Origin of the sequence: Rubrivirga halophila (assembly GCF_046845755.1) — a bacterium.
Lineage (GTDB): Bacteria > Bacteroidota > Rhodothermia > Rhodothermales > Rubricoccaceae > Rubrivirga.
In genome coordinates this window covers 3,666,682-3,688,773 of sequence record NZ_CP177357.1, presented here as the reverse complement: position 1 = coordinate 3,688,773, position 22,092 = coordinate 3,666,682, and the positions used below count along the sequence as shown (strand labels likewise).

Genomic DNA, 22,092 nt, shown 5'->3' with positions numbered 1-22,092 from the left:
CCCGGCCCGATGGAGACGCTCGTGACCGCCGCCCACCCCGACCGCTTCGTCGACCGCCACCTCGGCTCGTCGGCCGCCGAGCAAGCCGCGATGCTCGACGCGCTCGGGCTCGACTCACTCGACGCGCTCAGCGCCCAGGCCGTCCCCGACACCATCCAGTTCGAGGGCCTGCTCGACCTGCCCGACCCGATGTCGGAGCGCGAGCTGCTCGACGAGCTGACGGCGCTCGCGGAGCTCAACCAGACCGCGCGGAGCTACATCGGGCTCGGCTACCACGGCACGATCCTGCCGCCGGTCATCCAGCGCAACGTGCTCGAGAATCCGGGCTGGTACACGCAGTACACCCCGTACCAGGCCGAGATCGCCCAGGGGCGGCTGGAGGCGCTCCTCAACTTTCAGACGGCCGTCTCCGACCTGACCGGCCTGCCGGTCGCGAACGCCAGCCTGCTCGACGAGGGCACGGCGGCGGCCGAGGCGATGGCCATGTTCTCGGGCGCGCACCGCGGCAAGCGGGCGACGTTCGTGGTCGACGCGCGGTGCCACCCGCAGACGATCGCCGTCGTCCAGACGCGCGCCGAGCCGATCGGCATCGAGGTCGTGGTGACGGATGTCGCGAGCGCCGACTTCGGCGACGACACGATCGGCGCGCTCGTCCAGTACCCGACGACCGACGGCGAGATCGTGGATTACGCGGGTGTGGCCGAGGCCGTGCACGCGGCGGGCGGCTACCTCGCCGTGGCGACCGACCTGCTGGCGCTCGCGCTCATCGAGGCGCCGGGCGGCTGGGGCGCGGACGTGGCGCTGGGCTCGTCACAGCGCTTTGGCGTGCCGATGGGCTTCGGCGGCCCGCACGCGGCGTTCTTCGCCACGACCGACAGCTTCGCCCGCAAGATCCCCGGCCGCATCATCGGCGTCAGCCAGGACCGCCTCGGCGACACGGCGCTGCGGATGGCGCTCCAGACGCGCGAGCAGCACATCCGCCGCGAAAAGGCGACCTCGAACATCTGCACGGCGCAGGTGCTCCTCGCCAACATCGCGGGCTTCTACGCGGTCTACCACGGCCCGGAGGGCATCCGCGCCATCGCCGAGTACGTCCACGGCCAGACGCGGCGGCTGGCGCAGGCGCTGGAGGCCGCGGGCCACACGGTCCGCCACGACGCGTTCTTCGACACGATCCGCGTCGACACGGCGGACGGGCTCGACGCGGCGGCGGTCGCCAGCGATCAGTTCGACATCAACCTGCGCCGCTACGACGACGGGTCGGTCGGCGTCGCGCTCGACGAGACCGTCACGGACCTCGACCTCGCCGACCTCGTCGACGCGTTCAGCGGGACGATGCTGCCTGAGGCCGACGACGCGGGCTATACCGGCCCGCTGGCGCGCACGACGGACTTTCTCACGCACCCGACGTTCGAGCGGCACCGGACCGAGCACGAGATGCTCCGCTACCTCAAGCGGCTCGAGAACCGCGACCTGTCGCTGGTCCACAGCATGATCCCGCTGGGGTCGTGCACGATGAAGCTCAACGCGACGGCCGAGATGATGCCGGTCACGTTCCCCGGCTTCGCGGCCATCCACCCGTTCGCGCCCGAGGACCAGACGGAGGGCTACGAGGAGATCGTGGACACGCTCGAGGAGTGGCTGGCGGAGATCACCGGCTTCGACGCCGTCTCGCTCCAGCCCAACTCGGGCGCCCAGGGCGAGTACGCCGGGCTGCTGACGATCCGCGCCTACCACCTGTCGCGCGGCGACGACCAGCGGACGGTCTGCCTGATCCCGACCTCGGCGCACGGCACCAACCCCGCCTCGGCGGTGATGGCGGGCATGGACGTGGTCGCGGTCAAGGTGACCGAGGCGGGCGAAGTCGACATGGCTGACCTGCGCGCCAAGGCCGAACAGCACGCCGACCGGCTGGCGGCGCTGATGATCACGTACCCGAGCACGCACGGCGTCTTCGAGCGGACCATTCAGGAGATCGCCGACGTCGTCCACGAGCACGGCGGGCTGGTCTACATGGACGGGGCCAACATGAACGCGATGGTCGGGCTGTGCCGGCCGGGCGACTTCGGGATGGACGTGTGCCACCTCAACCTGCACAAGACGTTCGCGATTCCGCACGGCGGCGGCGGGCCGGGGATGGGGCCGATCGGCGTCGTCGAGCGGCTGGCGCCGTTCCTGCCGGGCCACCCGCTCGCGCCGTCCGGCGGCGACCAGGCGATCGGGCCCGTCGCGGCGGGCCCGACGGGGAGCTCGCTCGTGCTGCTGATCTCGTGGGCCTACATCGCCATGATGGGCGCCGAGGGGCTCCGGAAGGCGAGTCAATTGGCGATCCTGAACGCCAACTACATGGCGAAGCGGCTGGAGGGCCACTACGACGTGCTGTACCGGGGGCCGGGCGGGCGCGTCGCGCACGAGTTCATCCTGGACGTGCGGCCGTTCCAGAAGGCGGGCATCGGGGCCGAGGACATCGCCAAGCGCCTGATCGACTACGGCTTCCACGCGCCGACCATGTCGTGGCCCGTCGCGGGCACGCTGATGGTGGAGCCGACGGAGAGCGAGTCGAAAGAGGAGCTGGACCGGTTCTGCGACGCGATGATCGCGATCCGGACGGAGATCCAGGAGGTCGAGCTGGGGACGGCGGACGCGGCCGACAACGTGCTCAAGATGGCGCCCCACACGGCGGCCGAGGTCACCTCCGATGACTGGGAGCACCCGTACTCCCGCCAGCAGGCGGCGTACCCGGCGCCGTGGACGCGCGAGGCCAAGTTCTGGCCGGCCACCTCGCGCGTGGACAACGCCTTCGGGGACCGCAACCTGGTCTGCTCCTGCCCGCCGATGGAGGACTACGTGTAGGGGCGAGGACCGCGGACGACGGACGGCAGACCGCGCGTCTCCGACCGCTGGGCCCGCCTCGGCGCCGGGGCGGGGTCAGTCGCCGGGGATCTGGCGGGCCTGGGCGTACTCGGCGACGAAGGTGGGGTCGACGGGTTCGAGCGGTGGGCGGCCGGGGGGCGCGGGGCCCCGCGAGCGGGGTCGACGACATGGGGCCGGTGGGGCGGGATGGGGCCGGTGGGGCGGGTCTGCCCCTATGGACCCGCGAGCAGGGGATTACATAACCTCTGTCGCGAGATTTATTTTGGCAGGCGCCAGCAGGGGGCGGGTATCGTGGGGGTGGCCGCCGGGCTCGTGATTAGTGGAAGGCCCGGCTAGCGGGTCTGCCAGAGTTGTCGCTCGGCTGTCCTGTACTTGACTACTAGGCAATACGAAATGACCGACTCAGGAGCGGAGCATGTGATTCTCTGGTATGGAGAACTTGAACGGCGCTTGCTGGAGATCTTGCACTTCGTCCCATTCTCTGAAGAGAACCGATCTGCCCACCTCCCCCTCCTCGCTCCGGTCATCGTAGAAGCGGGGAGCATTATCGACACCGTATTCCGTGAGGAGTACACGGGGACGAGGCCAGACGGAAGGCAGTTGGGAATTGGCGACTTTGCATCGCACTACGAGCCCATGTTCAGCCTCGCCGAACTCAGATCTCTGATCTACCAATACCCGCCGCGCCTGCTCGCTCCGTTTCGTGGATGGACTAGCGAGAAGACTGGTAACTACTCAGGGCTCGATTGGTGGCTGGCCCACAACAAGTTGAAGCACAATAGGGTGGAGGAGCACGAACTGGCGACACTCCACACCGCTGTCAACATCTTGTGCGCCCTCCATCAGGTACTGTCCACGTTCCCGGTGTTTGTGCGAGCCCTGTGGCGACATGATTTCCTGGCTAGCGGCAACCACCGCCATCTAGTCGGCGAGAACATCGAGGACACAGGCGTGATGGAGGACGCCTTGGTAGAGACGGCGCTGTTCGCTACTTCGGTTGGGCAAAACCGCTTCCCCAATCAGGTCAGGGACATCACCCCATTCTGGACGAATAGCCAGCGGCTCGCTCGGTTCCTCGGGCGCCAGTAAGGCGTGTAGCGGCTGGCATCGAGGAGTTCGCAAGCGGGCGCGTCCTCGGCGTCGGAGGGTCGGAGTCGACTTGAGAGAATGGCCCCGGACCCTGGTTTCCCGCGTTCGCGGGAATGACGGCGGGTGGTGGTGAGAGCGATTCCTTACCCGTCCGCTTTTCGGGGGGAGAGGGTACGTCGTAGGAGGGGCTGGCGCGAGTGGGGAGCGGGTTTATCCTCGTGCGGACTGCTCTCCCCACCCTGCTGATGACTCCGCACATGAGGCCCCTGCTCGCCGCCCTCGTCTTCCTCGCCGCCCCGGCCGCGCTCGCGCAGGCGCCGTTCACCGTCGACGACGTGTTCGCGCTGGAGTGGGCCGAGGACCCGCAGATCAGTCCGGACGGCGAGCACGTGGTCTACGCACGCACCGGGATGGACCGGATGACGGACAAGCGCCGGCGGTCGCTGTGGATCGTGGGCACAGACGGGACGGGCCACCGCAAGCTGACCGTTGGCGAGGGCGGCGAGGGCTCGCCGCGCTGGTCGCCGAGCGGGGACCGCGTCGCGTACGTGGCGTCGACGGACGAGGGCGCGGAGCTCTACGTGCGGTGGCAGGACACCGGCCAGACGGCGCGGCTGACCCAGCTCGACCGCTCGCCGGCCGGGCTGGCGTGGTCGCCCGACGGGACGATGCTGGCGTTCTCGATGCTCGTCCCCGAGAAGGACCCGACGTTCACCGTCACAATGCCGGCGAAGCCGAAGGGCGCTGAGTGGGCGGACGCGCCGCGCATCATCACGCGCGTCCGCCACGAGGCCGACGGCTCGGGCGACATCGAGCCGGGCCACCGGCACCTGTTCGTGGTGCCCGCCGACGGCGGGACGCCCCGCCAGGTCACGACGGGCGACTACCAGCACGGCGCCGACTTTGACTGGCTGCCGGACGGCAGCGGGCTCGTGTTCTCGGCGAACCGGACCGCCGACTGGGAGCGCGACTTCCGCGCGTCGGAGCTGCACCGCGTGGGGCTGGCGGACACGACGGTCGTGACGCTGACGAGCCGCGACGGGCCGGACCGGAGCCCCGCCGTGTCGCCGGACGGCCGGCACGTGGCGTACCTCGGCTTCGACGACCGCGTGCGGACGTTCCAGAACACGCGCCTCTCCGTCCGCGACCTCCGTACCGGGGCGACGCGCGTGCTGGCGGGCAACCTGGACCGGAGCCTGGGCGACATCACCTGGGACGCGGACGGCGACGGGCTCTACGCGACGACCCTCGACCGGGGCGCGACGCGCCTGATGTGGGTCGGGCTCGACGGCGACGTGCGCGAGATCACCGACGCGCTCGGCGGGCTGGCGATCAGCCGGCCGTACACGAGCGGGGCGTACTCCGTCGCCGACGACGGGACGGTCGCGTTCACGCACGGGACGGCGGACCGGCCCTCAGACGTGGCGGTGGTTATAGACGGCGAGACGCGCGTGCTGACCGACCTCAACGGCGACGTGCTGGCGCACCGCCAGCTGGGCGCGACCGAGGAGATCACGTGGCAGAGCGCGGATGGGCTCGAGATCCAGGGGTGGATCACACGGCCCCCGAACGCCGAGCCGGGGCGCCGGTATCCGCTCCTGGTCGAGAACCACGGCGGCCCGATCGCGGCGTACGGGCCGCAGTTCTCGGCCGAGGTCCAGCTCTACGCCGCGGCCGACTACGTGGTCTTTACGCCCAACCCGCGCGGCAGCACGGGCTACGGCGAGGCCTTCGCGGACTTGCTCTACCACGACTACCCCGGCGGCGACTTTGGCGACATCATGGCGGGCGTCGACGCCGTCCTCGCGACGGGCGCGGTCCACCCGGACTCGCTGTACGTGACCGGCGGGAGCGCGGGCGGCACGATGACGGCCTGGATGGTCGGCAACTCGGACCGCTTCCGGGCGGCGGCGGTCATCAAGCCGGTCGTCAACTGGATCTCGAAGACGTTGGTGGCCGACAACTACTACGGGTACGCCGACTACCGCTACCCCGGCCAGCCGTGGGAGAACCCGATGGCGTACTGGCAGGACTCGCCGATCTCGGTCGTCGCCCAGATCGAGACGCCGACGATGGTGATGGTCGGGACCGACGACCGGCGGACGCCGCCCTCGGAGGCGCGGCAGCTGTACCACGCGCTCCGCCTGCGCGGCGTGGAGACGGCCTACATCGAGATCCCCGGCGCCTCGCACAACATCGCGAACCGGCCGAGCCAGCTGGCGGCCAAGGTGGCCTACATCCTGGCGTGGTTCGAGCAGTACCGGGGAGAGGAGGACGCGTAGCGCCATGCCGACATTCGAGCCGCGCGACCCCGGCTTCGAGGCCCGCGTCCGCGCCAGCTTCGCCCGGCAGCGGATGATGCAGACGCTGGGGGCCGAGCTGGTGGCCGTCCGGCCCGGCGAGGTGGCCATCGCGCTCCCGTTCCGCGCCGACCTCACCCAGCAGCACGGGTACCTCCACGCCGCCGCGACGACGGCCATCGCCGACAGCGCGTGCGGGTACGCGGCGCTCTCGCTGATGGCGCCGGGCCACGACGTCCTCTCGGTCGAGTTCAAGGTGAACCTGCTGGCGCCCGCCGCTGGCGACCGGTTCGTGGCCGTGGGGCGCGTACTCCGGCCGGGGCGGACGCTGACGGTGTGCGCGGCCGAGGTCCGCGCCGAGCGGGGCGACGAACGCCCGGTGATCGCGGCGATGCAGGCGACGATGATCGCGCTGGCGCCGCGCGAGACCGAGACCGGCCCGGACGGCTAGCGCGGCGTCGGGCCCCTCATCCTGAGGCCTGTTAGAGAATCGCGCCAGCCACGAACGGGGACGTGCAGGACCGCGCGAGCCAGGACCGAGGAGCCGCTCTGCGGCCCGAGGGGACGGCGCCCAGGCGTGGCGGTCAGGCTCTCGACCGACTAGGAAGGGGCCTGGGGCGCCGGAATGCCCGCTCTTGGCGTGGACGCCGACGGGGCGCGGCCGATGCCGTAGGCTTGCGGTCCACGCGCCCCCACCGACGTGCTCCGACGCTTCCTGCCGCTCGCTCTCCTTGTCGCCGCCTGCGGCGACGCGCCCGACGACACGGCCGACACCTTGCGAGGGGCGCCCGCGATGGCCATGGCGCCCGTCGCGACGGTGGCCGACACGCCCGCCCCGGACGAGCCGGAGACGCCCCTCCCCGACGCGAGCGCCGCCGACCGGACACCGTACGAGGCCCTGCGCGGCTGGATCGGCCACCCGGCCGTGCGCGACGACGGGTCGCAGTTCGTGCTCCAGCCGTCGGTCCGGCCCCAGATCGAAGAGGCGTTCGAAGTCGAGCCCGGGCTGATGGACCGGCTGGCGCAGCTCGCCACCGAACCCACGTTCGAGATCACGCCCGTCGACTTCGCGGGCGCGGCGTTCGCGCTCGCGTTCCCCGCGAACGGGGCCGTCGAGGACGACCCGCGCTCGCTGTGGCTCCTGGTCGACGCCGAGACCGGCGCGGCGTATGCGATCCTGACCGACGGCGGCGACACGTTCTACCGGGCCTCGCACGACGCCCGCGTCGACGACCTCGCGCCGGCTGCCGTGGCCTGGATGTCGGACGCCTCGGGCACGCCGTTCGAGGCGCTGGCGCGCGCGTCGGAAGGGGCGCCGATGAGCCCATAGCACAGGTGCTAAGATTTTAGCCCGGCCCCGGAGCGGCCGGCGCGCTATTCTCGGGCCGATCCCATTCCCCGGCCCATGACCCGTTCGCTCCTCGCCCTCCTCGCTTCCGCCCTCGTCGTCGTCGGCTGCTCGACCGGCGCCCGAGTGGCCACGCCCGCCACCGACACCGCCGAGGCGGCGTCCGACAGCTCCAAGTTCGACAAGGCCGTCGCCTCCAGCACCGCCATGGAGGGCCTGTTCACGGTCTACCAGGACTCGACCAAGGGCTCGATCATGCTGGCGATCGCGCCGGACCAGTTCGACCGCGACTTTATCTACTTCAGCCACGTGGTCGACGGCGTGCCCGTCGGGGGCCACTTCCGGGGCCAGTTCCGCGACAACGCCGTGTTCACGATCCGGCGGCGGTTCGACAAGGTCGAGTTCGTGGCCGAGAACACGTCGTTCGCCTTCGACGACGACAACGCGGTCTCGCGCGCGGCGCAGGCCAACATCAGCCCGGCCGTGCTGGCGGTCGAGGACGTCGTCGCCGAGGAGGACGGGACGGTCTTGATCAAGGCCGACGGGCTGTTTCTGACCGAGGCGCTGGCGGCCATCAAGCCGGTCGCGCGGCCCGGCCAGTCGCCGCTCGCGTTCCGCCTCGGGAATCTGTCGAAAGAGAAGACGGCGCTCGTCGAGATCCGCAACTACCCCGAGAACACCGACGCCGTCGTCCGCTACGTCTACGACAACCCGACGCCGCTGAACGGCGGCGGCGCGGCGGTGACCGACGCCCGCGCCGTCACGGTGACCGTCCAGCACAGCCTCATCGCGATGCCCGACAACGGGTACGCGGCGCTCATCGACGACCCGCGCGTGGGCTACTTCACGACCCAGGTGACGGACCTGACCTCGATGAGCGTCACGCCGTACCGCGACCTCGTCCACCGCTGGCATTTCGAGCACGCCGACGGACGCGCCGCCGAGCCGCTCGTGTGGTGGATCGAGAACACGACGCCGGTCGAGTACCGCGACACGATCCGCGACGCGGCGCTCCGCTGGAACGAGGCGTTCGCCGCCGCCGGGCTCGACGGCGCCGTCGAGGTCCGCGTCCAGCCCGACGACGCCGACTGGGACGCCGGCGACATGCGCTACAACGTGCTCCGCTGGACGTCCTCGCCGACCCCGCCGTTCGGCGGCTACGGCCCGTCGTTCGTCAACCCGCGGACGGGCCAGATCCTGGGCGCGGATGTGATGCTGGAGTACACCTTCATCCGCAACCGGATGACGTACGCCGAGCTGTTCGAGACGGCCGGGACGTACCTCGACGCCGCCGATCACGCGGAAGGCGAGACTGACGCGCTGTGCGCGCTCGGGATGCGGATGCAGGGCCAGATGCTGCTCGGCACGGCGACGTTGCGCGCCCTCGGCCATTCCGAGCGCGATGGCGAGACGCTCGTCGAGCAGGGGCTCTACTACCTCGTGCTCCACGAGATCGGCCACACGCTCGGGCTCAACCACAACATGAAGTCGAGCCAGATGCTCACCTTCGAGCAGACGACCGACTGGGACCTGACCATGGCGCGCGGCCTGACGGGCTCGGTGATGGACTACCCGGCCGTCAACGTGGCCGCACCGGGCGAGAGCCAGGGCGCCTACTACACGACGCGGCCCGGCCCGTACGACGTGTGGGCCATCACGTTCGCCTACGGCGACCTCAGCGACGCCGAGCGCGCCGCCCTGCTGGCGCGGTCGACCGAGCCGGCCCTGGCCTTCGGCAACGACGCCGACGACATGCGCTCGCCGGGCAAGGCCATCGACCCGCGCGTCAACATCGGCGACATGTCGAGCGACGCACTCCTGTACGCCGAGCGCCGGCTCGACCTGGTCGAGGCCACGTTCGACGGGCTCCGCGAGCGCTACGACGAGCCCGGCGAGAGCTACCAGGACCTCCTCCAGGCCTACTTCATCCTGACGGGCGAGATCGGGACCCAGATGGCCGTCGCCAGCCGCTACGTCGGCGGCGTCTACGTCGACCGCGCGATGGCCGGGCAGCCCGGCGCCACCCAGCCGTTCACGCCGGTCCCGGCCGCCGAGCAGCGCCGGGCGATGGCGCTGATGGCGCGCGGCCTGTTCGCGCCGGACGCCTTCGACGGTGCCGAGGACGTCTACGCCTACCTCGCGCGCCAGCGGCGCGGGTTCGGGTTCTTCAGCGCGCCCGAAGACCCGCGCATCCACGCGCGTGCGCTCGGCCTCCAGCGCGGCGTGCTGGCGCACCTCGTCCACCCCAACACGGTCGAGCGGATCACCGATGCCCGCCTCTACGGCAACGAGTACTCGCTGGCCGACATGATGGCCGACCTCACGGCGGCCCTCTTCGACGCGGACGCGCGCGGCGACGTCAACACGTTCCGGCAGAACGTCCAGATCGCGTACGTGACGCAGCTGGCGACGATGCTCGCCGACGAGAACAACGCCTACGACGCGGTCGCCAAGAGCCAGGTGCTGGCGCAGCTCCGCCGGGTCGAGGCGATGGCGCGCGCGCGGCGCACCGGCAATGTCGAGACGCTCGCCCACCGCGACCACCTGCTGTTCCTCATCGAGCGCGCCCTCGACACCGACTGAGTGGATCCCCTGCTGGCGGCGCGTGCCGCCGGCGGGTCAGTCCGCTAGTGCGAGTTCGGCCGTGCGCAAGAGACCGTACGGGTTGACCGGCGTGCCCCGGCCGTCGCCGCGCACGTCGAGCACCTGGAAGTGGAGGTGCGGGCCCTGCGCATTCCCCGTCGAGCCGACCGTGCCCAGCACGTCGCCCCGACGCACGCTCGTGCCGACCTCGATGCCGTCCTCGTACGTGTCGAGGTGGGCGTAGTAGAAGTCGGTGCGGCCGTCGGCGGAGCGGAGGTAGAGCGTGTGGCCGCCGAGCCGGTTCCAGTGCTTGCGGCGGATCGTCCCGTCGGTGACGGCCACCAGGGGCGTCCCGCGCGGGGCCGCGATGTCGATGGCGTTGTGGACGCGGCCGCCGGAGCGGGGCGCGTGGAACGTGTCGCGCAGGTCGTCGCCCCCGATCCCCACGACGGGGATGACCAGCCCGGACGCCGTCTCCGGGCGGCGGTCGCCCACGTCGACCGGCGTGTGGTCGGCGGCGGTCGGGGCGGGGAGGCGGACCGGCGGGCGCTCGGCGACGCGCTCCGGCGCTCGCGCGGGGCGGTCGGCGGCACGGCGGCCACCGGCCCAGCCGTTGGGACCCGACCCGGAGGTGGCGCACGCCGACAGCGTGAGGGCGGAGACGACGAGGGCGAGGGTCGAAAAGCGCATGGCGACGGGGGCAGAGACCCGCAGTATCGGCCGCCCCGGGCCGGGGTCAAGTCTCGGCGACCCGGGAGTTCATCCTCGCTTGAAAACACGACACGATAATCCGCATACAACACATCGAGCGGCAAGACTGCCCTCTTCTATATCTCCCATTACCCCACTCTACAATGAATACGCTCCTCTCGACCAGCTCGATCCAGAACACGACGGTCGTCAACCCCCAGGGCGAGACCCTCGGCGACGTCAAGGACCTGATGATCGACCTCGACAGCAACCGCATCGAATACGCCGTCCTCGACTTCGGGGGCTTCCTCGGCATCGGCGACAAGTACTTCGCCGTCCCCCTCCAGGCCTTCACCGTCGACCGCAGCAACGAGCGCTTCGTGCTCGACGTGACCAAGGAGCGCCTCGGAGGGGCGCCCGGCTTCGACAAGACCGACTGGCCCAGCACGGCCGACGCCTCGTTCACCGAGGGCGTCTACGACTACTACGGTCAGCGCGACGTGTACCTCCGGTCGCGCGTGAACGACCCCGTCGTCGCCAACTAAGCGGCGCACGCAGTCGCGTCCTATAGACGGACGCAACGGCCTCCCGGCGTCGGCACCGGGGGGCCTTTTTTTGTGCGCGAGGGATGCGGCGCAGGCTTCCCGGCAGGCGCGGTGCCGATCTCCCTCCCCCAGCCCCTCCCGTTTGGGAGGGGAGGACTGGCCAGAGATCACCGCGAGCCACTTGCGCGAGCCCATCTACGGCGTCCCCTTCCCCCTCGGGGGAGGCCCGGTGAGGGTCCCGAGCGTCCGCCCCGCTTGCGGTGACGGGTCTCCTCGAAGGGCTTGCGGGTTCCATAGAAACGGTCGGGGAGCTCTGCCCATCCCTCCCTCCCGCTTGCCGAATCCCGCTACTCGCCCGGCGCGCGCTCGGCATCGCTCAGCCCGGCCCACCACTCGGCGTAGGGCGTGTTCTTCGGCGCCTTCCGGTTAACGTCCTCGTCGCCGTCCCACCACGTCGGGCCGCGCTCCCCGAGGGCGACCTTGGCGGCGTGGACGCGGGCGCGAGCGTCGCGCTCGGCGGCTTCATCGTTGGCTCGCGTCGCCGTACCCACATCGCGGCGGGCGTCCATCAAGTCGTCCACCAGTCGCTGGCGGTCGTCGTCGGAGAGGGCGGGGTTCGAGCAGCGCCACAGGCGTCCGCCGTGGACGAAGTAGCGGCCGTCCGGGGTGGACGGCAGGTGGTCGGGACAGGACACAGGCACGGGCGCGGGGCCCGCGGCTTACGCCCGGATCGCGCCCAGGATGCCGGGGACCTCGGCGGCCGTCGGGAACGCGTCGGCGTCCTCGCCGGCCTCGAGCGCGTCGAGGTAGAACCGGGCGAACGCGAGCCGCTCGGCGGCCGAGGCGTTGGTCTCGAAGAACAGGTCGTCGAACCCGGCCATCGCGGCCTCGCCGACGGCGCCGGTGACGTAGGCCGCGAGGAGGGCGGTGAGAGCGGAGGGGTGGGCGGTGACGGCGTGCGTCATAACGGCGGGGGGTGGGCTTGACGCGGCCTTCTTCAAGTCGCGTGCCAACCGGTCGATACCGCCCGGCGGCCCCCCTCGGGTGCCCCGATCGCCCGACCAGCCGGTCAGGACGGAACACGTGCGTTACCATCTGTTCCCCTGGATGCCCTGCCCGTGCCCGTTCCCGCCCCTCTCCGCCGCCGCATTCGACCTCTCGCAGGCGTGGGTAGCCCGCTTGCGCGCGCCCTCTCCGTCGCGCTGCTCGCGCTCGCCGTCGGCTGCGCACCGTCGCGTCCGGCGACCGTCGAGGCCGCCCCCGAGACGCCCGAGGTGGCCGGGCCCGTCTTCGCCGGGCCGATGCGCGCCGACCCCGCCGTCGACGCGGCGACGCTGGTGGCCGCCATCCACGCCCGCCACGCGGGCTCGTGGTACCGCACGCTGACGTTCACCCAGCGCACGAGCCGCCGCCAGCCCGACGGCACCATCTCCGTCGAGACGTGGCGCGAGTGGCTGGCCCTGCCGGGGCGCCTGCGCGTCGAGATGGACGATCCGCTGGCGGGGACCGACGTGCTCTTCGTCGGCGACACGACCTACGTCTACGCCGATGGCGAGCTGGCGGCCGCGCGACCGTCGCGCAACGCGCTCCTGCTGTGGGGCTTCGACGCCGCCGTGCAGGACCCGGCGGAGACGCTCCGCATCGCGGCGGCCGAGGGCGTCGATGTCGACGCCTTCCGCACCGACACGTTCGACGGCCGCGCGATGTACGTGCTCGGGACGCCCGCGAGCGGCGAGGTCTGGATCGAGCGCGAGCGGCTGCTCTTCGTCCGGCTCGTCGAGCAGCAGGGCGACGCCGTGCAGGACGTCCGGTTCGAGAACTACCAGCGCCTCGGCGGCGGCTGGATCGCACCCTTCGTCACGGTCCGCGTCGACGGCGAGATCGTGTTCTGGGAGACGTACGCCGAGATGGTGGCCGACCCCGCCCTCGCCCCCGTCCTGTTCGACCCACGCCGCTGGGCCGAGGGCGCCGCCGCAAGCGGCGCGCGCTGAGCAGGGGCCTTTTGTTCGATTGAGAAGCTCTCTACAGCGTCATCCCGAACCGAAGGTCGGCGGAGCCAGCTTGTCGAGGGATCTCTGGCGCGCACTCAGTCGCTCGTTTGAGATCCCTCGACAAGCTCGAAATGACGGTTCCACAGGTGCAGGGAGCTCCCCAAACCCGCTGAGCTGGCTCAGCGGTTGCCGTCATCCTCGTCGTCGTTGTTGAGCCGGCCCCGGAGCCACCCGTCGATCCGCGTCCGCGCCTGCCGCCCCGCCTCCTCGGTGAGCGCCCGCTGGCCGTGGTCGCGCGCCAGCCCCAGCGCGACCGAGACGAGCTGCGACGACGGCGCCCGCTGCTGGACCTCGAACAGCTGCGTCGCCGCCTGCGCGAATTCCCCCTGATCGAACAGGGCGAGCGCGTTCGAGAACGAGAGCGCCGTCTCCACGTCGTCGATTCGGTTGGCCTGCTGGCGCTCCGCCAGCGCAACCCGCGCCTCGGCCGTCATCACCACGTCGATGCCGTCGATGAGGGAGGCCGCGAGGTCGCGCTGCAGGTCGAACAGCCGGTCCTCGCGCCCCGCCACGCTCGCCGTCTGCACCACCTCGGACGTCTCGACCTCGACTACGCGCGTGTCGAGCCGGATCTCGGGGTGGATGGCCACGATCGACCCGACCACGACGTGGTCGGCTCCGATAAACCGCCCGACCTGGAGCGCCGTCTCGGGGTCGAAGGCGTCGGTCTGCTGGAGGCCGAGCTCGTCGACCAGCGCCTGCAAGCGCTCGCGCTCGACCAGCCGGAGCGTGGGGACGGCAGCGAGGTCGCTCGTCATCATGCTGGCCAGGCCGCGGCCGAGCGGGTCGTAGCGCGGGTCGCCGGTGTGGTTCTCGAAGGCGAGCACGGCGAGGTTCGCGTCGAACGCCTCGGGCAGGTCCGCCGCCGACATCTGGGGGCCCCCGACCAGCGACCGGGCCGAGTCGATGGAGCCGCACCCGGCCGCCAGGACGGCCGCAAGGAGGGCGAGGCAGAGCGAGCGCCTCGAGGGCGGGGTCGTCGACATGGGGGCAAGGGGCAGCCTCTATCCCTACGTCGTCCGGCACTCGTGGGGGTCACCGTTCTGGCGCCTCAGTCCGCACGGACGGCGGTGATGCGGAAGCGGCGGGCGAAGGCCGAGCCGGCGCCGTCCCACTCCATGACGTCGTCGCGCAGCGTCACGACCCAGGCGCTGTCGTCGTCGGGCCCGAGGTCGGAGTCGAGGGCGAGGGTCCGGGTCCGGGGCGCGTAGGTCCAGCGGCCCGTGTTGAGGCCATAGGGCTGGCCACCGCTCTCGAACGTGCCGTCGGCGCGGATCTCGATGTACCGGTCGCCGGCCGGGTTCGCCTCGGCGGTCACGTCGGCGCCCCGGTCGTAGACGGCGGCCATGTCCCAGCGCCCCACGAGCGGGCTGGCGGGGGCGCCCGGCGGGGGGCGGTCGGCGACGGGCGCGGTGGGGGCACAGCCGGCGAGGACCAGGGCCAGAGCGGCGAGACGGGTGAGGCGGCGCACGACGATGTTCGGGAGGGGCATTCGGTAGAACCCGAAGACGCGTTGGGGTTTCCGGGGTCCGCCCCCCAATCGCGCAAAGGGACGCCTGGGTGGTGCCCTAAACAATGCGCTCTGACACCCGATCACCCATGCACTCGTCCTCTTGCCGGTCCATGGTGTCAGCGCTCGCTTCCTCCCCCCGCTCTGCTCTGTCCGGCGACCTCGCGGCGATCGGGGAGCCGGGGCGCCTCGCGGCGCTGAGCCGGGCGGGCCTGATGACACCCACGCGCGACGCGACGTGCGACCGCACGTGCGAGCTCGCGACCCGGCTGCTGAAGGCGCCGACGGCCCTCGTCACCCTCATCGAGCCGGGGTGGCAGGTGTACAAGGGGGCGGCGGGCGTCCCGGAGGCGCTCGACGCCGCGCGCGAGACCTGGCTCGACGACTCGCCGTGCCAGCACGTCGCCGCCACGGGCCGCCCGCTCGTGGTCGACACCGACCGGCCCAGCGACCGGGCGCATCCGGGCCAGGCCTACCTCGGCGTCCCGCTCTGGAGCGCGGACGGCGAGGCGCTGGGCGCGCTGTGCGCCATCGACACCCTGCCCCGGACGTGGACCGACGACGACCTCTCCACCCTCGCCGAGTTGGGCGAGGTGCTCGCCGACTCCATCGCCTACCGCGAGGCCCAGGCCCGGCTGGCCGACGAGTCGCGCGCCCGCGCCGACGCCCAGGCCCTGACCGCCGCCGCCATGAACGCGCTCGAGGACCTGTTCGTGGTCGTCGGCCTCGACGGCCACCTGCGGCAGTGGAACGACGCCTTCGCGGCCGTGGCCGGCCGGCCGGCCGAGGATCTCGACGGGCTCGCCGTCGACGCCCTCTTCACGGCCAGCGACGCCGTCCGCGTCCGGACGGCCGTGCAAGACGCGCTGTCGGGCGGGCGCTGCTCGCTGACCGCCGCGATGCAGACGCCCGACGGCCCCGTCCCCCACGAGCTGGTGTGCGCCCGCGTGCACGACAGCGCCGGCGCCGTCGTCGGCGTCTGCGTGACGGGCCGGAACCTCACAGCCCGGCTCGCGAGCGAGGCGGCCCTCCGCCAGAGCGAGGCCCGGCACCGCGGCCTGATCGAGGCGCTGCCCGACCTGTTCCTGCGCCTCTCGCGCGACGGCCGCTACCTCGACGTCAAGGCGCCGGACCCCGCGCTCCTGGTCTACGAGCCGCACCAGCTCATCGGGTGGACCATGGCGGCCTCACTGCCTCCGGACCTGGCGGTCACGCTCCTGGCGGCCGTCGGCCAGGCCCTCGACACCGGGGACCTCCAGTGCGTCGAGTACGATCTGGTGCCGGGGGACGGTCAGCTCCGCCACTTCGAAGCTCGAATCGTGCCCGTCGGCGACGACGAGGTCCAGGCCGTCGTGCGCGACGTGACCGACCGGGTGGCCACGGGCCGGGCCCTCCGCGAGAGCGAGCTCCGCTTCCGGTCGTTCGTCGAGGCCACCACGCAGGTGGTCTGGATGGCCAACGCCGACGGCGACGCCACCGAGCTCAGCGCCGCGTGGGCCGACTTTACCGGCCAGACGGCCGAGGAGATCGCGGGGTGGGGCTGGACCGACGCCGTTCACCCGGACGATCTGCCCGGCGTCATCGAGGCGTGGCGGGAGGCGATCGCGGCCCGGAGCCCGCACGAGATCGAGTACCGCGTCCGGAGCGCGGGCGGGCCCTATCACCGGTTCGCCATTCGGGCCATCCCCGTCTCCGACGACGACGCGTTCCTGGGCTGGGTGGGGACGTGCACCGACGTCGAGGAGGCCCGCCAGGCGGCCGAGGCCGCCGGCGCCCACGAGCTCGCCCTGGTGGCGGCCATGGCCGACGCCCAGCGCGGGCGCACCGAGGCCGAGGAGGCCGCCCGCATGAAGAGCGCGATGCTCGCGAACCTCAGCCACGAGATCCGGACCCCGCTCACCAGTATCATCGGGTTCGCCGACATCCTCGCGGAGGAGGCCGCTGAGCACGACGGCGACGACGAGACGTTCGCCCAGCTCATCGGCCGCGGCGGGCGGCGCCTGCTCCACACGTTGACGTCGGTTCTCGACCTCGCCCAGATGGAGGCCGGTCGTCATGAGGTCGTGCTCCGGCCCGTCGACGTCCGCACGGTCGTCGCCGACACGGCGGCGCTGCTCCGGCCCCAGGCCGAGGCCAAAGGGCTCGCGGTCGAGGTCGCCCTCCCGGAGGCCCCGGTCGTGCTCCAGAGCGACGAGGGGGCGCTGGGCCGCATCCTGACGAACCTCCTGGGCAACGCCGTCAAGTTTACCGAGGCCGGGTCCGTGACCGTCGCCCTCCGCGCCGACGCCGACGACGTCGTGCTGGACGTGACCGACACCGGCCAGGGCATCTCCGAGACGTTCTTGCCCCTCCTGTTCGACGAGTTCCGCCAGGAGTCCGAGGGCCACGCCCGCCTGCACGAGGGGAACGGGCTGGGGCTGGCGATCACCAAGCGACTCTCCGAAATGCTCGGAGGCACCGTGGCGGCCACGAGTGAGCTCGGCGTGGGGAGCACGTTCACCGTCCGGCTGCCCGCCGCCGTGTGACGCGCCGGCCGTCACCGGGCGCTTTTAGCTTGGGGCATGGCCGAGACCGACCTCGCGACGGACGCCTCCGTCCTCGACACCGACATCGAAGAGCTCCCCGGCGTGGGCGCGCGCCGCGCCGAGCCCTTGCGCAAGGCGGGTGTCCGGACGTTCCGCGACCTCTTGCGCTACTACCCGCGCCGCTACCTCGACCGGAGCACCGTCACGCCCATCCGCCAGATCACCGAGCCCGGCGCCGTGACCGTCGTCGGCGTCGTGACGGCGACCGGCATGATCCCGGGGAGGGGCGGGCGCAACCGCTTCGAGCTCCGCGTCACCGACGACTCGGGCGGGACCCTCAAGTGCGTCTGGTTCCGCGGCGCCAACTGGATCCACCGGCTCTACCGCAAGGGCGACACGTTCGCCTTCCACGGCAAGGTCGAGAAGTACGGGTCCCAGTTTTCGATGGCCCACCCCGAGTCCGACAAGCTCGACGATGCCTCGGCGGCGCTGACGACGGGCCGGATCGTGCCGCTCTATCCAGGCGGCGCGGCGCTCGAAAAGGTGGGCCTCAACAGCCGGACGTTCCGCAAGCTGATCTACGGGCTCATCAAGGCGCACGGGCTGGCGATCCCCGAAGTCCTGCCCACGTCGGTCCGCGAGCGGTACGACCTGATCCCCGGCAACGTGGCGCTCCGGGCCGTCCACTTCCCCAAGGACGCGGCCGAGCGGGGCCGCGCCGTCCGCCGGCTGGTCTTCGAGGAGTTCTTTTTCCTCCAGCTCCTGCTCGCGCTGACGAAGGGGCGCCAGGAGCGCCGCCCAGGCGTCATGCTCGACGGCATCGGCCACAACGCGCGCGCGTTCCTCGACGAGGTCCTGCCCTTTGAGCTGACGGGCGCCCAGGCCCGCGTGCTCGAGACGGTCGCCCGGGACACCGCGAGCGGGCGCCAGATGAACCGGCTCGTCCAGGGCGACGTGGGCTCGGGCAAAACCGTCGTCGGCGTCGCGGCCATGCTGATGGCGATCGACGCGGGCTACCAGGCCTCCTTCATGGCGCCGACCGAGATCCTGACCGAGCAGCACTACTCGACGATCCGCCGCTTTCTGGAGCCGCTCGGCCTCAAGACCCACCTGCTGATCGGCGGGCAGCGCAAAAAGCTCCGCGAGGAGATCCTGGGCGAGATCGCGGACGGCACGGCGCACGTCGTGGTCGGCACGCACGCGATCATCGAGGACAAGGTGGCCTTTCAGAACCTCGGGCTCGCGGTCGTCGACGAGCAGCACCGGTTCGGCGTCGTCCAGCGGGCCAAGATGTTCTCGAAGGGCCAGCGCCCGCACGTGCTGATGATGACGGCGACGCCCATCCCGCGCTCGCTCGCGATGACGGTCTACGGCGACCTCGACGTGTCGGCCATCGACGAGCTGCCGGCGGGCCGCAAGCCCATCGACACGCGCGTCTACTCGGAAAAACGGCGCGAGGAGATGCTGGCGTTCGTCAAGGAGCAGCTCCGCGAGGGGCGCCAGGCGTACGTGGTGTTCCCCCTCGTTGAGGAGTCCGAGAGCGAGACGCTGGCGGACGTGAAGGACGCCGAGACCGGCGCGGCCGAACTGGCGGACGCCATCCGCCCCTACCGCGTGGACCTCGTCCACGGGCGGATGCTGTCGTACGAGAAGGAGGAGGCGATGGACCGCTTTAAGCGCGGCGAGACGGACGTGCTGGTCGCCACGACCGTCATCGAGGTCGGCGTCGACGTGCCCAACGCGACGGTCATGGTGATCGAGCACGCCGAGCGGTTCGGCCTCAGCCAGCTCCACCAGCTCCGCGGCCGCGTCGGGCGCGGCGCCGACCAGAGCTACTGCTTCCTGATGGCGAGCTACAAGCGGACCGCCGACGCAGAGGAGCGCTTGCAGGCGATGGCCGACACGACCGACGGCTTCGAGATCTCGGAGATCGACCTCCGTCTGCGCGGCGCCGGCGACTTTTTCGGGACGCGCCAGTCGGGCCTGCCGGACCTCAAGATCGCCGACGTGGTCCGCGACGCCGAGATCCTGTCCGAGGCCCGCGAGGCCGCCTTCGCGATCGCCGAGGCCGACTCGACGCTGATGGCCCCGGAGCTGGCGGCCATGCGCGAGCACTTTGGCCGGACGGCGCCGCGCAGCCTCGGCTTCGCGCGCGTCGGCTAGCGGGCGATGAATGACGGGTGATGGGTGTGCATCCAGCCCGCGGCGTGCGCTCTCCTCCGCCCACCACGCACCGGTGCGACACCAAGAACGTCTCCCTTTGAAGGGGGTGCCCCGACGGAGGGGCGGGGGATGTCCGCTCAAAGCGCGGCGTCATGCCCGACCAAACATCCCCCTGCGTCGCTCCGCTCCGCCTCCCCCTTCAAAGGGGGACTTCAAGAGTGGTAATCGGCGGGGTCAGTCCGCCTCGGACGCCGCTTGCTCGATCCACCGATCGATTCCGATGAGCACATCGTCGATTCGGTGCCGGACCTCCCCGTCCTCAAAGCGCAGTACGTGGACGCCCAACGATTCGAGCCGCTGTTGACGCTCCAGGTCCTCGGCCCCCTTCTGATCGTGACTGCTCCCGTCCACCTCGATGGCCAGCATCAACTCCGGGCAGAAGAAATCGACGATGTAGCGGTCGATGGGGCGCTGGCGGTAGAAGCTGTAGCCCCTCACCTGCTTCCCTCGGAGGTGACGCCACAAGAGGACCTCCGCCAACGTACCGTCCTTCCGCAGACGCCGCGCGAGCGGCTTCAGCGCCGGGTCGTACGGGAGGATGCGTCGGCGAGGCATCGGCCTAGAGGGGAACGTGAAATAAACCGCCCACGCCAGAAAGTCCCCCTTTAAGGGGTGCCCCGGAGGGGTGGGGGATGTTCGGCCAGAGTGCGGCGATGTGCGCGACCGGACAGCCGGACGAGGCGTGCCGGAGCACGGTCGTCGTCTACGGTGGCGCAGTGGCCCGGCTTCTCCAGGTGGTGCACGTTTGACACATCGCTGACGGACAACCCCGGGGTCCAGGCGCCATCGCGGCGGGGCTCGACCAGAGCCTCGGCTAGGCGGAGACGAGGGCGTCGACCTCGGCGGCGGCACCGTCGGCGGGGGCGACAGGCGCGGGGAGCGCCAGCCGGACCGTCGTGCCCTCGCCCTCGACCGACTCGATCGCCAGCGCCCCGCCGTGGCCCTCGGTCACGATCTCGTAGGCCAGCGACAGGCCCAGGCCCGTCCCCTGGCCGGTCGGCTTCGTGGTGAAGAACGGCTCCGTCGCCCGGGCGGCCACCTCGGGCGACATCCCGACGCCCCGGTCGGCCACGGCGATGTCGACCGTCTCGCCGCGTCGGCGCGTGGTGACCGACAGGGGCGGGCCGTCGGGCGGCGCCTCCTGCTGGTCGAGGGCGTGGTAGGCGTTGCCGAGCAGGTTGAGCACGACGCGCCCGAGGTCGGCCGGGGCGACGACGGCCGTGCCGACGGCGGGGTCGAGGTCGAGCGCGACGGGGACGGCCTGCGCGTCGCGAGCGGCGGCGGCGTGTGACGCGATCGTGGCGTGCTCGGCGACGAGCGCGTTGAGGTCGACGGCCGCCCGCGTCGACGGGCCGCGCCGGCTGTGGTCGAGCATGCTGGCGACGACACCACTCGCCCGGGCCCCATGCTCCGCCACCTTCGCGACGCCGAGCGCGATGTCGTCGAGCGCCTCCTCGACGTCCGGGCCGACGGGCCCGAGCGCCGCGCGGAGGTCGGCCACGCCCTCGCCCGCGAGCGCGGCGAAGTTGGTGACGAAGTTGAGCGGGTTCTGAATCTCGTGCGCCACGCCGGCCGTGACGCGGCCCAGCGACGCCATCTTCTCGGCGTGCACGAGCCGGTCCTGCGCCGCCGTCAGGCCGTCGAGCGCGGCCGTCAGCGTGGCGTGGCTCTCGGCGAGGCGGCGTGCGTGCGCGAACTCGTAGCGCGCGTACCGCTCGAGCGCGTACGAGGCGACCATCCCGCTGAGCTGGGTCGAGAGCAGGAACTGGGCCGCGTTGACGAGCTGGAGGCCGGGCGTGTGGATCGAGGCCACGCCGAGGTACAGCGCGATCAACCCGGCCCCGATCGCCGACGCCGTCACGAACCGGAGACGGAGCAGGACGTGGACATAGATGAGCACCAGCATCAGCCCGCTGTAGTAGTACCCGTCGAGGATCAGCAGCCCGCCCGTCCGGGCCGGCAGCCCCGCGACCTCGACGGCGTGCTGAACCGCCCACTCCATCGCGACGACGCCCAGCCCGCCGGCGATCGCCACGGCCTCCGCCGGCCGGAGCCAGCGCCGCAGGCGGGGCCGGTACGTCGCCACGATCCCAACCGCGATCACGACGCACACGGCGATGCGGACCGCGCGGACGGTCTCGAAGGCGACGGGCGCCACCCACTGGTCCAGCCACCCGAACGCGGCGTACTGGACGAGCCCGAGCACGAGGGCTGCCCGGACGAGGGGCCACGACCGCGCCTCGTAGGCGGCTACGAAGGCCGCCTCGGTGGCCGGCTCGCGGAACCGGAGGTGGAGGGGATGAACGGGCGACGTGCGCATGCGGGACGCCTGAAGACCCCAGCAACGTAGGCCG

General features: G+C 71.6%; 17 protein-coding genes. 10 read left to right on the top strand and 7 right to left on the bottom strand.

Features of this window, described 5'->3' with window-relative positions:
• The first annotated feature begins 9 nt into the window (after positions 1-9).
• From gcvP to ACLIRP_RS16030, 6 genes are all read left to right on the top strand, one after another.
• A complete protein-coding gene (gene gcvP, locus ACLIRP_RS16055; RefSeq protein WP_412061482.1) occupies positions 10-2,853 on the top strand; it encodes an aminomethyl-transferring glycine dehydrogenase in 2,844 nt (947 codons plus the stop codon).
• 414 nt (positions 2,854-3,267) lie between these two features.
• Positions 3,268-3,963 (top strand): hypothetical protein, encoded by a 696-nt coding sequence (locus tag ACLIRP_RS16050; protein WP_412061481.1) that lies wholly within the window; start codon positions 3,268-3,270, stop codon positions 3,961-3,963.
• A gap of 257 nt (positions 3,964-4,220) precedes the next feature.
• Positions 4,221-6,245: a prolyl oligopeptidase family serine peptidase gene (locus tag ACLIRP_RS16045; RefSeq protein ID WP_412061480.1), complete on the top strand. Its 2,025-nt coding sequence runs from the start codon at positions 4,221-4,223 to the stop codon at positions 6,243-6,245.
• 4 nt (positions 6,246-6,249) lie between these two features.
• Positions 6,250-6,714, top strand: a complete 465-nt coding sequence (locus tag ACLIRP_RS16040; protein WP_412061479.1) for a PaaI family thioesterase — start codon at positions 6,250-6,252, stop codon at positions 6,712-6,714.
• Between the two features lie 249 nt (positions 6,715-6,963).
• Positions 6,964-7,593 carry a hypothetical protein gene (locus ACLIRP_RS16035; protein ID WP_412061478.1) on the top strand — a complete coding sequence of 210 codons (630 nt, stop codon included), beginning with the start codon at positions 6,964-6,966 and terminating at the stop codon, positions 7,591-7,593.
• 75 nt (positions 7,594-7,668) lie between these two features.
• Complete coding sequence (locus tag ACLIRP_RS16030) at positions 7,669-10,194, top strand: zinc-dependent metalloprotease (protein ID WP_412061477.1); 2,526 nt, start codon at positions 7,669-7,671, stop codon at positions 10,192-10,194.
• Between the two features lie 36 nt (positions 10,195-10,230).
• Here ACLIRP_RS16030 and ACLIRP_RS16025 read toward each other — a convergent pair whose 3' ends face one another.
• Entirely contained in the window at positions 10,231-10,884 is a 654-nt protein-coding gene (locus ACLIRP_RS16025) for a M23 family metallopeptidase (RefSeq protein WP_412061476.1), read from the bottom strand.
• A gap of 164 nt (positions 10,885-11,048) precedes the next feature.
• On the opposite strand from ACLIRP_RS16025, the gene ACLIRP_RS16020 reads away from it, so the two are divergent.
• On the top strand, positions 11,049-11,429 hold the full coding sequence (locus ACLIRP_RS16020; protein WP_412061475.1) for a PRC-barrel domain-containing protein: 381 nt from the start codon (positions 11,049-11,051) through the stop codon (positions 11,427-11,429).
• 347 nt (positions 11,430-11,776) lie between these two features.
• Here ACLIRP_RS16020 and ACLIRP_RS16015 read toward each other — a convergent pair whose 3' ends face one another.
• Positions 11,777-12,130 (bottom strand): hypothetical protein, encoded by a 354-nt coding sequence (locus tag ACLIRP_RS16015; protein WP_412061474.1) that lies wholly within the window; start codon positions 12,128-12,130, stop codon positions 11,777-11,779.
• A gap of 18 nt (positions 12,131-12,148) precedes the next feature.
• On the bottom strand, positions 12,149-12,394 hold the full coding sequence (locus tag ACLIRP_RS16010; RefSeq protein WP_412061473.1) for a hypothetical protein: 246 nt from the start codon (positions 12,392-12,394) through the stop codon (positions 12,149-12,151).
• A gap of 201 nt (positions 12,395-12,595) precedes the next feature.
• Here ACLIRP_RS16010 and ACLIRP_RS16005 point away from each other — a divergent pair, with 201 nt between their 5' ends.
• A complete protein-coding gene (locus ACLIRP_RS16005) occupies positions 12,596-13,420 on the top strand; it encodes a LolA family protein (RefSeq protein WP_412061472.1) in 825 nt (274 codons plus the stop codon).
• 179 nt (positions 13,421-13,599) lie between these two features.
• On the opposite strand, the gene ACLIRP_RS16000 is transcribed toward ACLIRP_RS16005, so the two are convergent.
• Together ACLIRP_RS16000 and ACLIRP_RS15995 are read right to left on the bottom strand one after the other, a co-directional pair.
• Complete coding sequence (locus ACLIRP_RS16000) at positions 13,600-14,466, bottom strand: CsgG/HfaB family protein (protein WP_412061471.1); 867 nt, start codon at positions 14,464-14,466, stop codon at positions 13,600-13,602.
• 65 nt (positions 14,467-14,531) lie between these two features.
• On the bottom strand, positions 14,532-14,972 hold the full coding sequence (locus ACLIRP_RS15995) for a hypothetical protein (protein WP_412061470.1): 441 nt from the start codon (positions 14,970-14,972) through the stop codon (positions 14,532-14,534).
• A gap of 233 nt (positions 14,973-15,205) precedes the next feature.
• Here ACLIRP_RS15995 and ACLIRP_RS15990 point away from each other — a divergent pair, with 233 nt between their 5' ends.
• Both ACLIRP_RS15990 and recG read left to right on the top strand, forming a co-directional pair.
• A complete protein-coding gene (locus ACLIRP_RS15990; protein WP_412061469.1) occupies positions 15,206-17,515 on the top strand; it encodes a PAS domain-containing protein in 2,310 nt (769 codons plus the stop codon).
• A 36-nt stretch (positions 17,516-17,551) separates the two neighbouring features.
• On the top strand, positions 17,552-19,678 hold the full coding sequence (gene recG / locus ACLIRP_RS15985; protein ID WP_412061468.1) for an ATP-dependent DNA helicase RecG: 2,127 nt from the start codon (positions 17,552-17,554) through the stop codon (positions 19,676-19,678).
• Positions 19,679-19,912: 234 nt separating this feature from the next.
• Here the strand turns inward: recG and ACLIRP_RS15980 are convergent, their stop codons facing one another.
• Both ACLIRP_RS15980 and ACLIRP_RS15975 read right to left on the bottom strand, forming a co-directional pair.
• Positions 19,913-20,293 (bottom strand): endonuclease domain-containing protein, encoded by a 381-nt coding sequence (locus tag ACLIRP_RS15980; RefSeq protein WP_412061467.1) that lies wholly within the window; start codon positions 20,291-20,293, stop codon positions 19,913-19,915.
• Positions 20,294-20,552: 259 nt separating this feature from the next.
• Positions 20,553-22,058, bottom strand: coding sequence for a sensor histidine kinase (locus tag ACLIRP_RS15975; protein ID WP_412061466.1), 1,506 nt, complete (start codon positions 22,056-22,058; stop codon positions 20,553-20,555).
• Between the last annotated feature and the right edge of the window lie 34 nt (positions 22,059-22,092).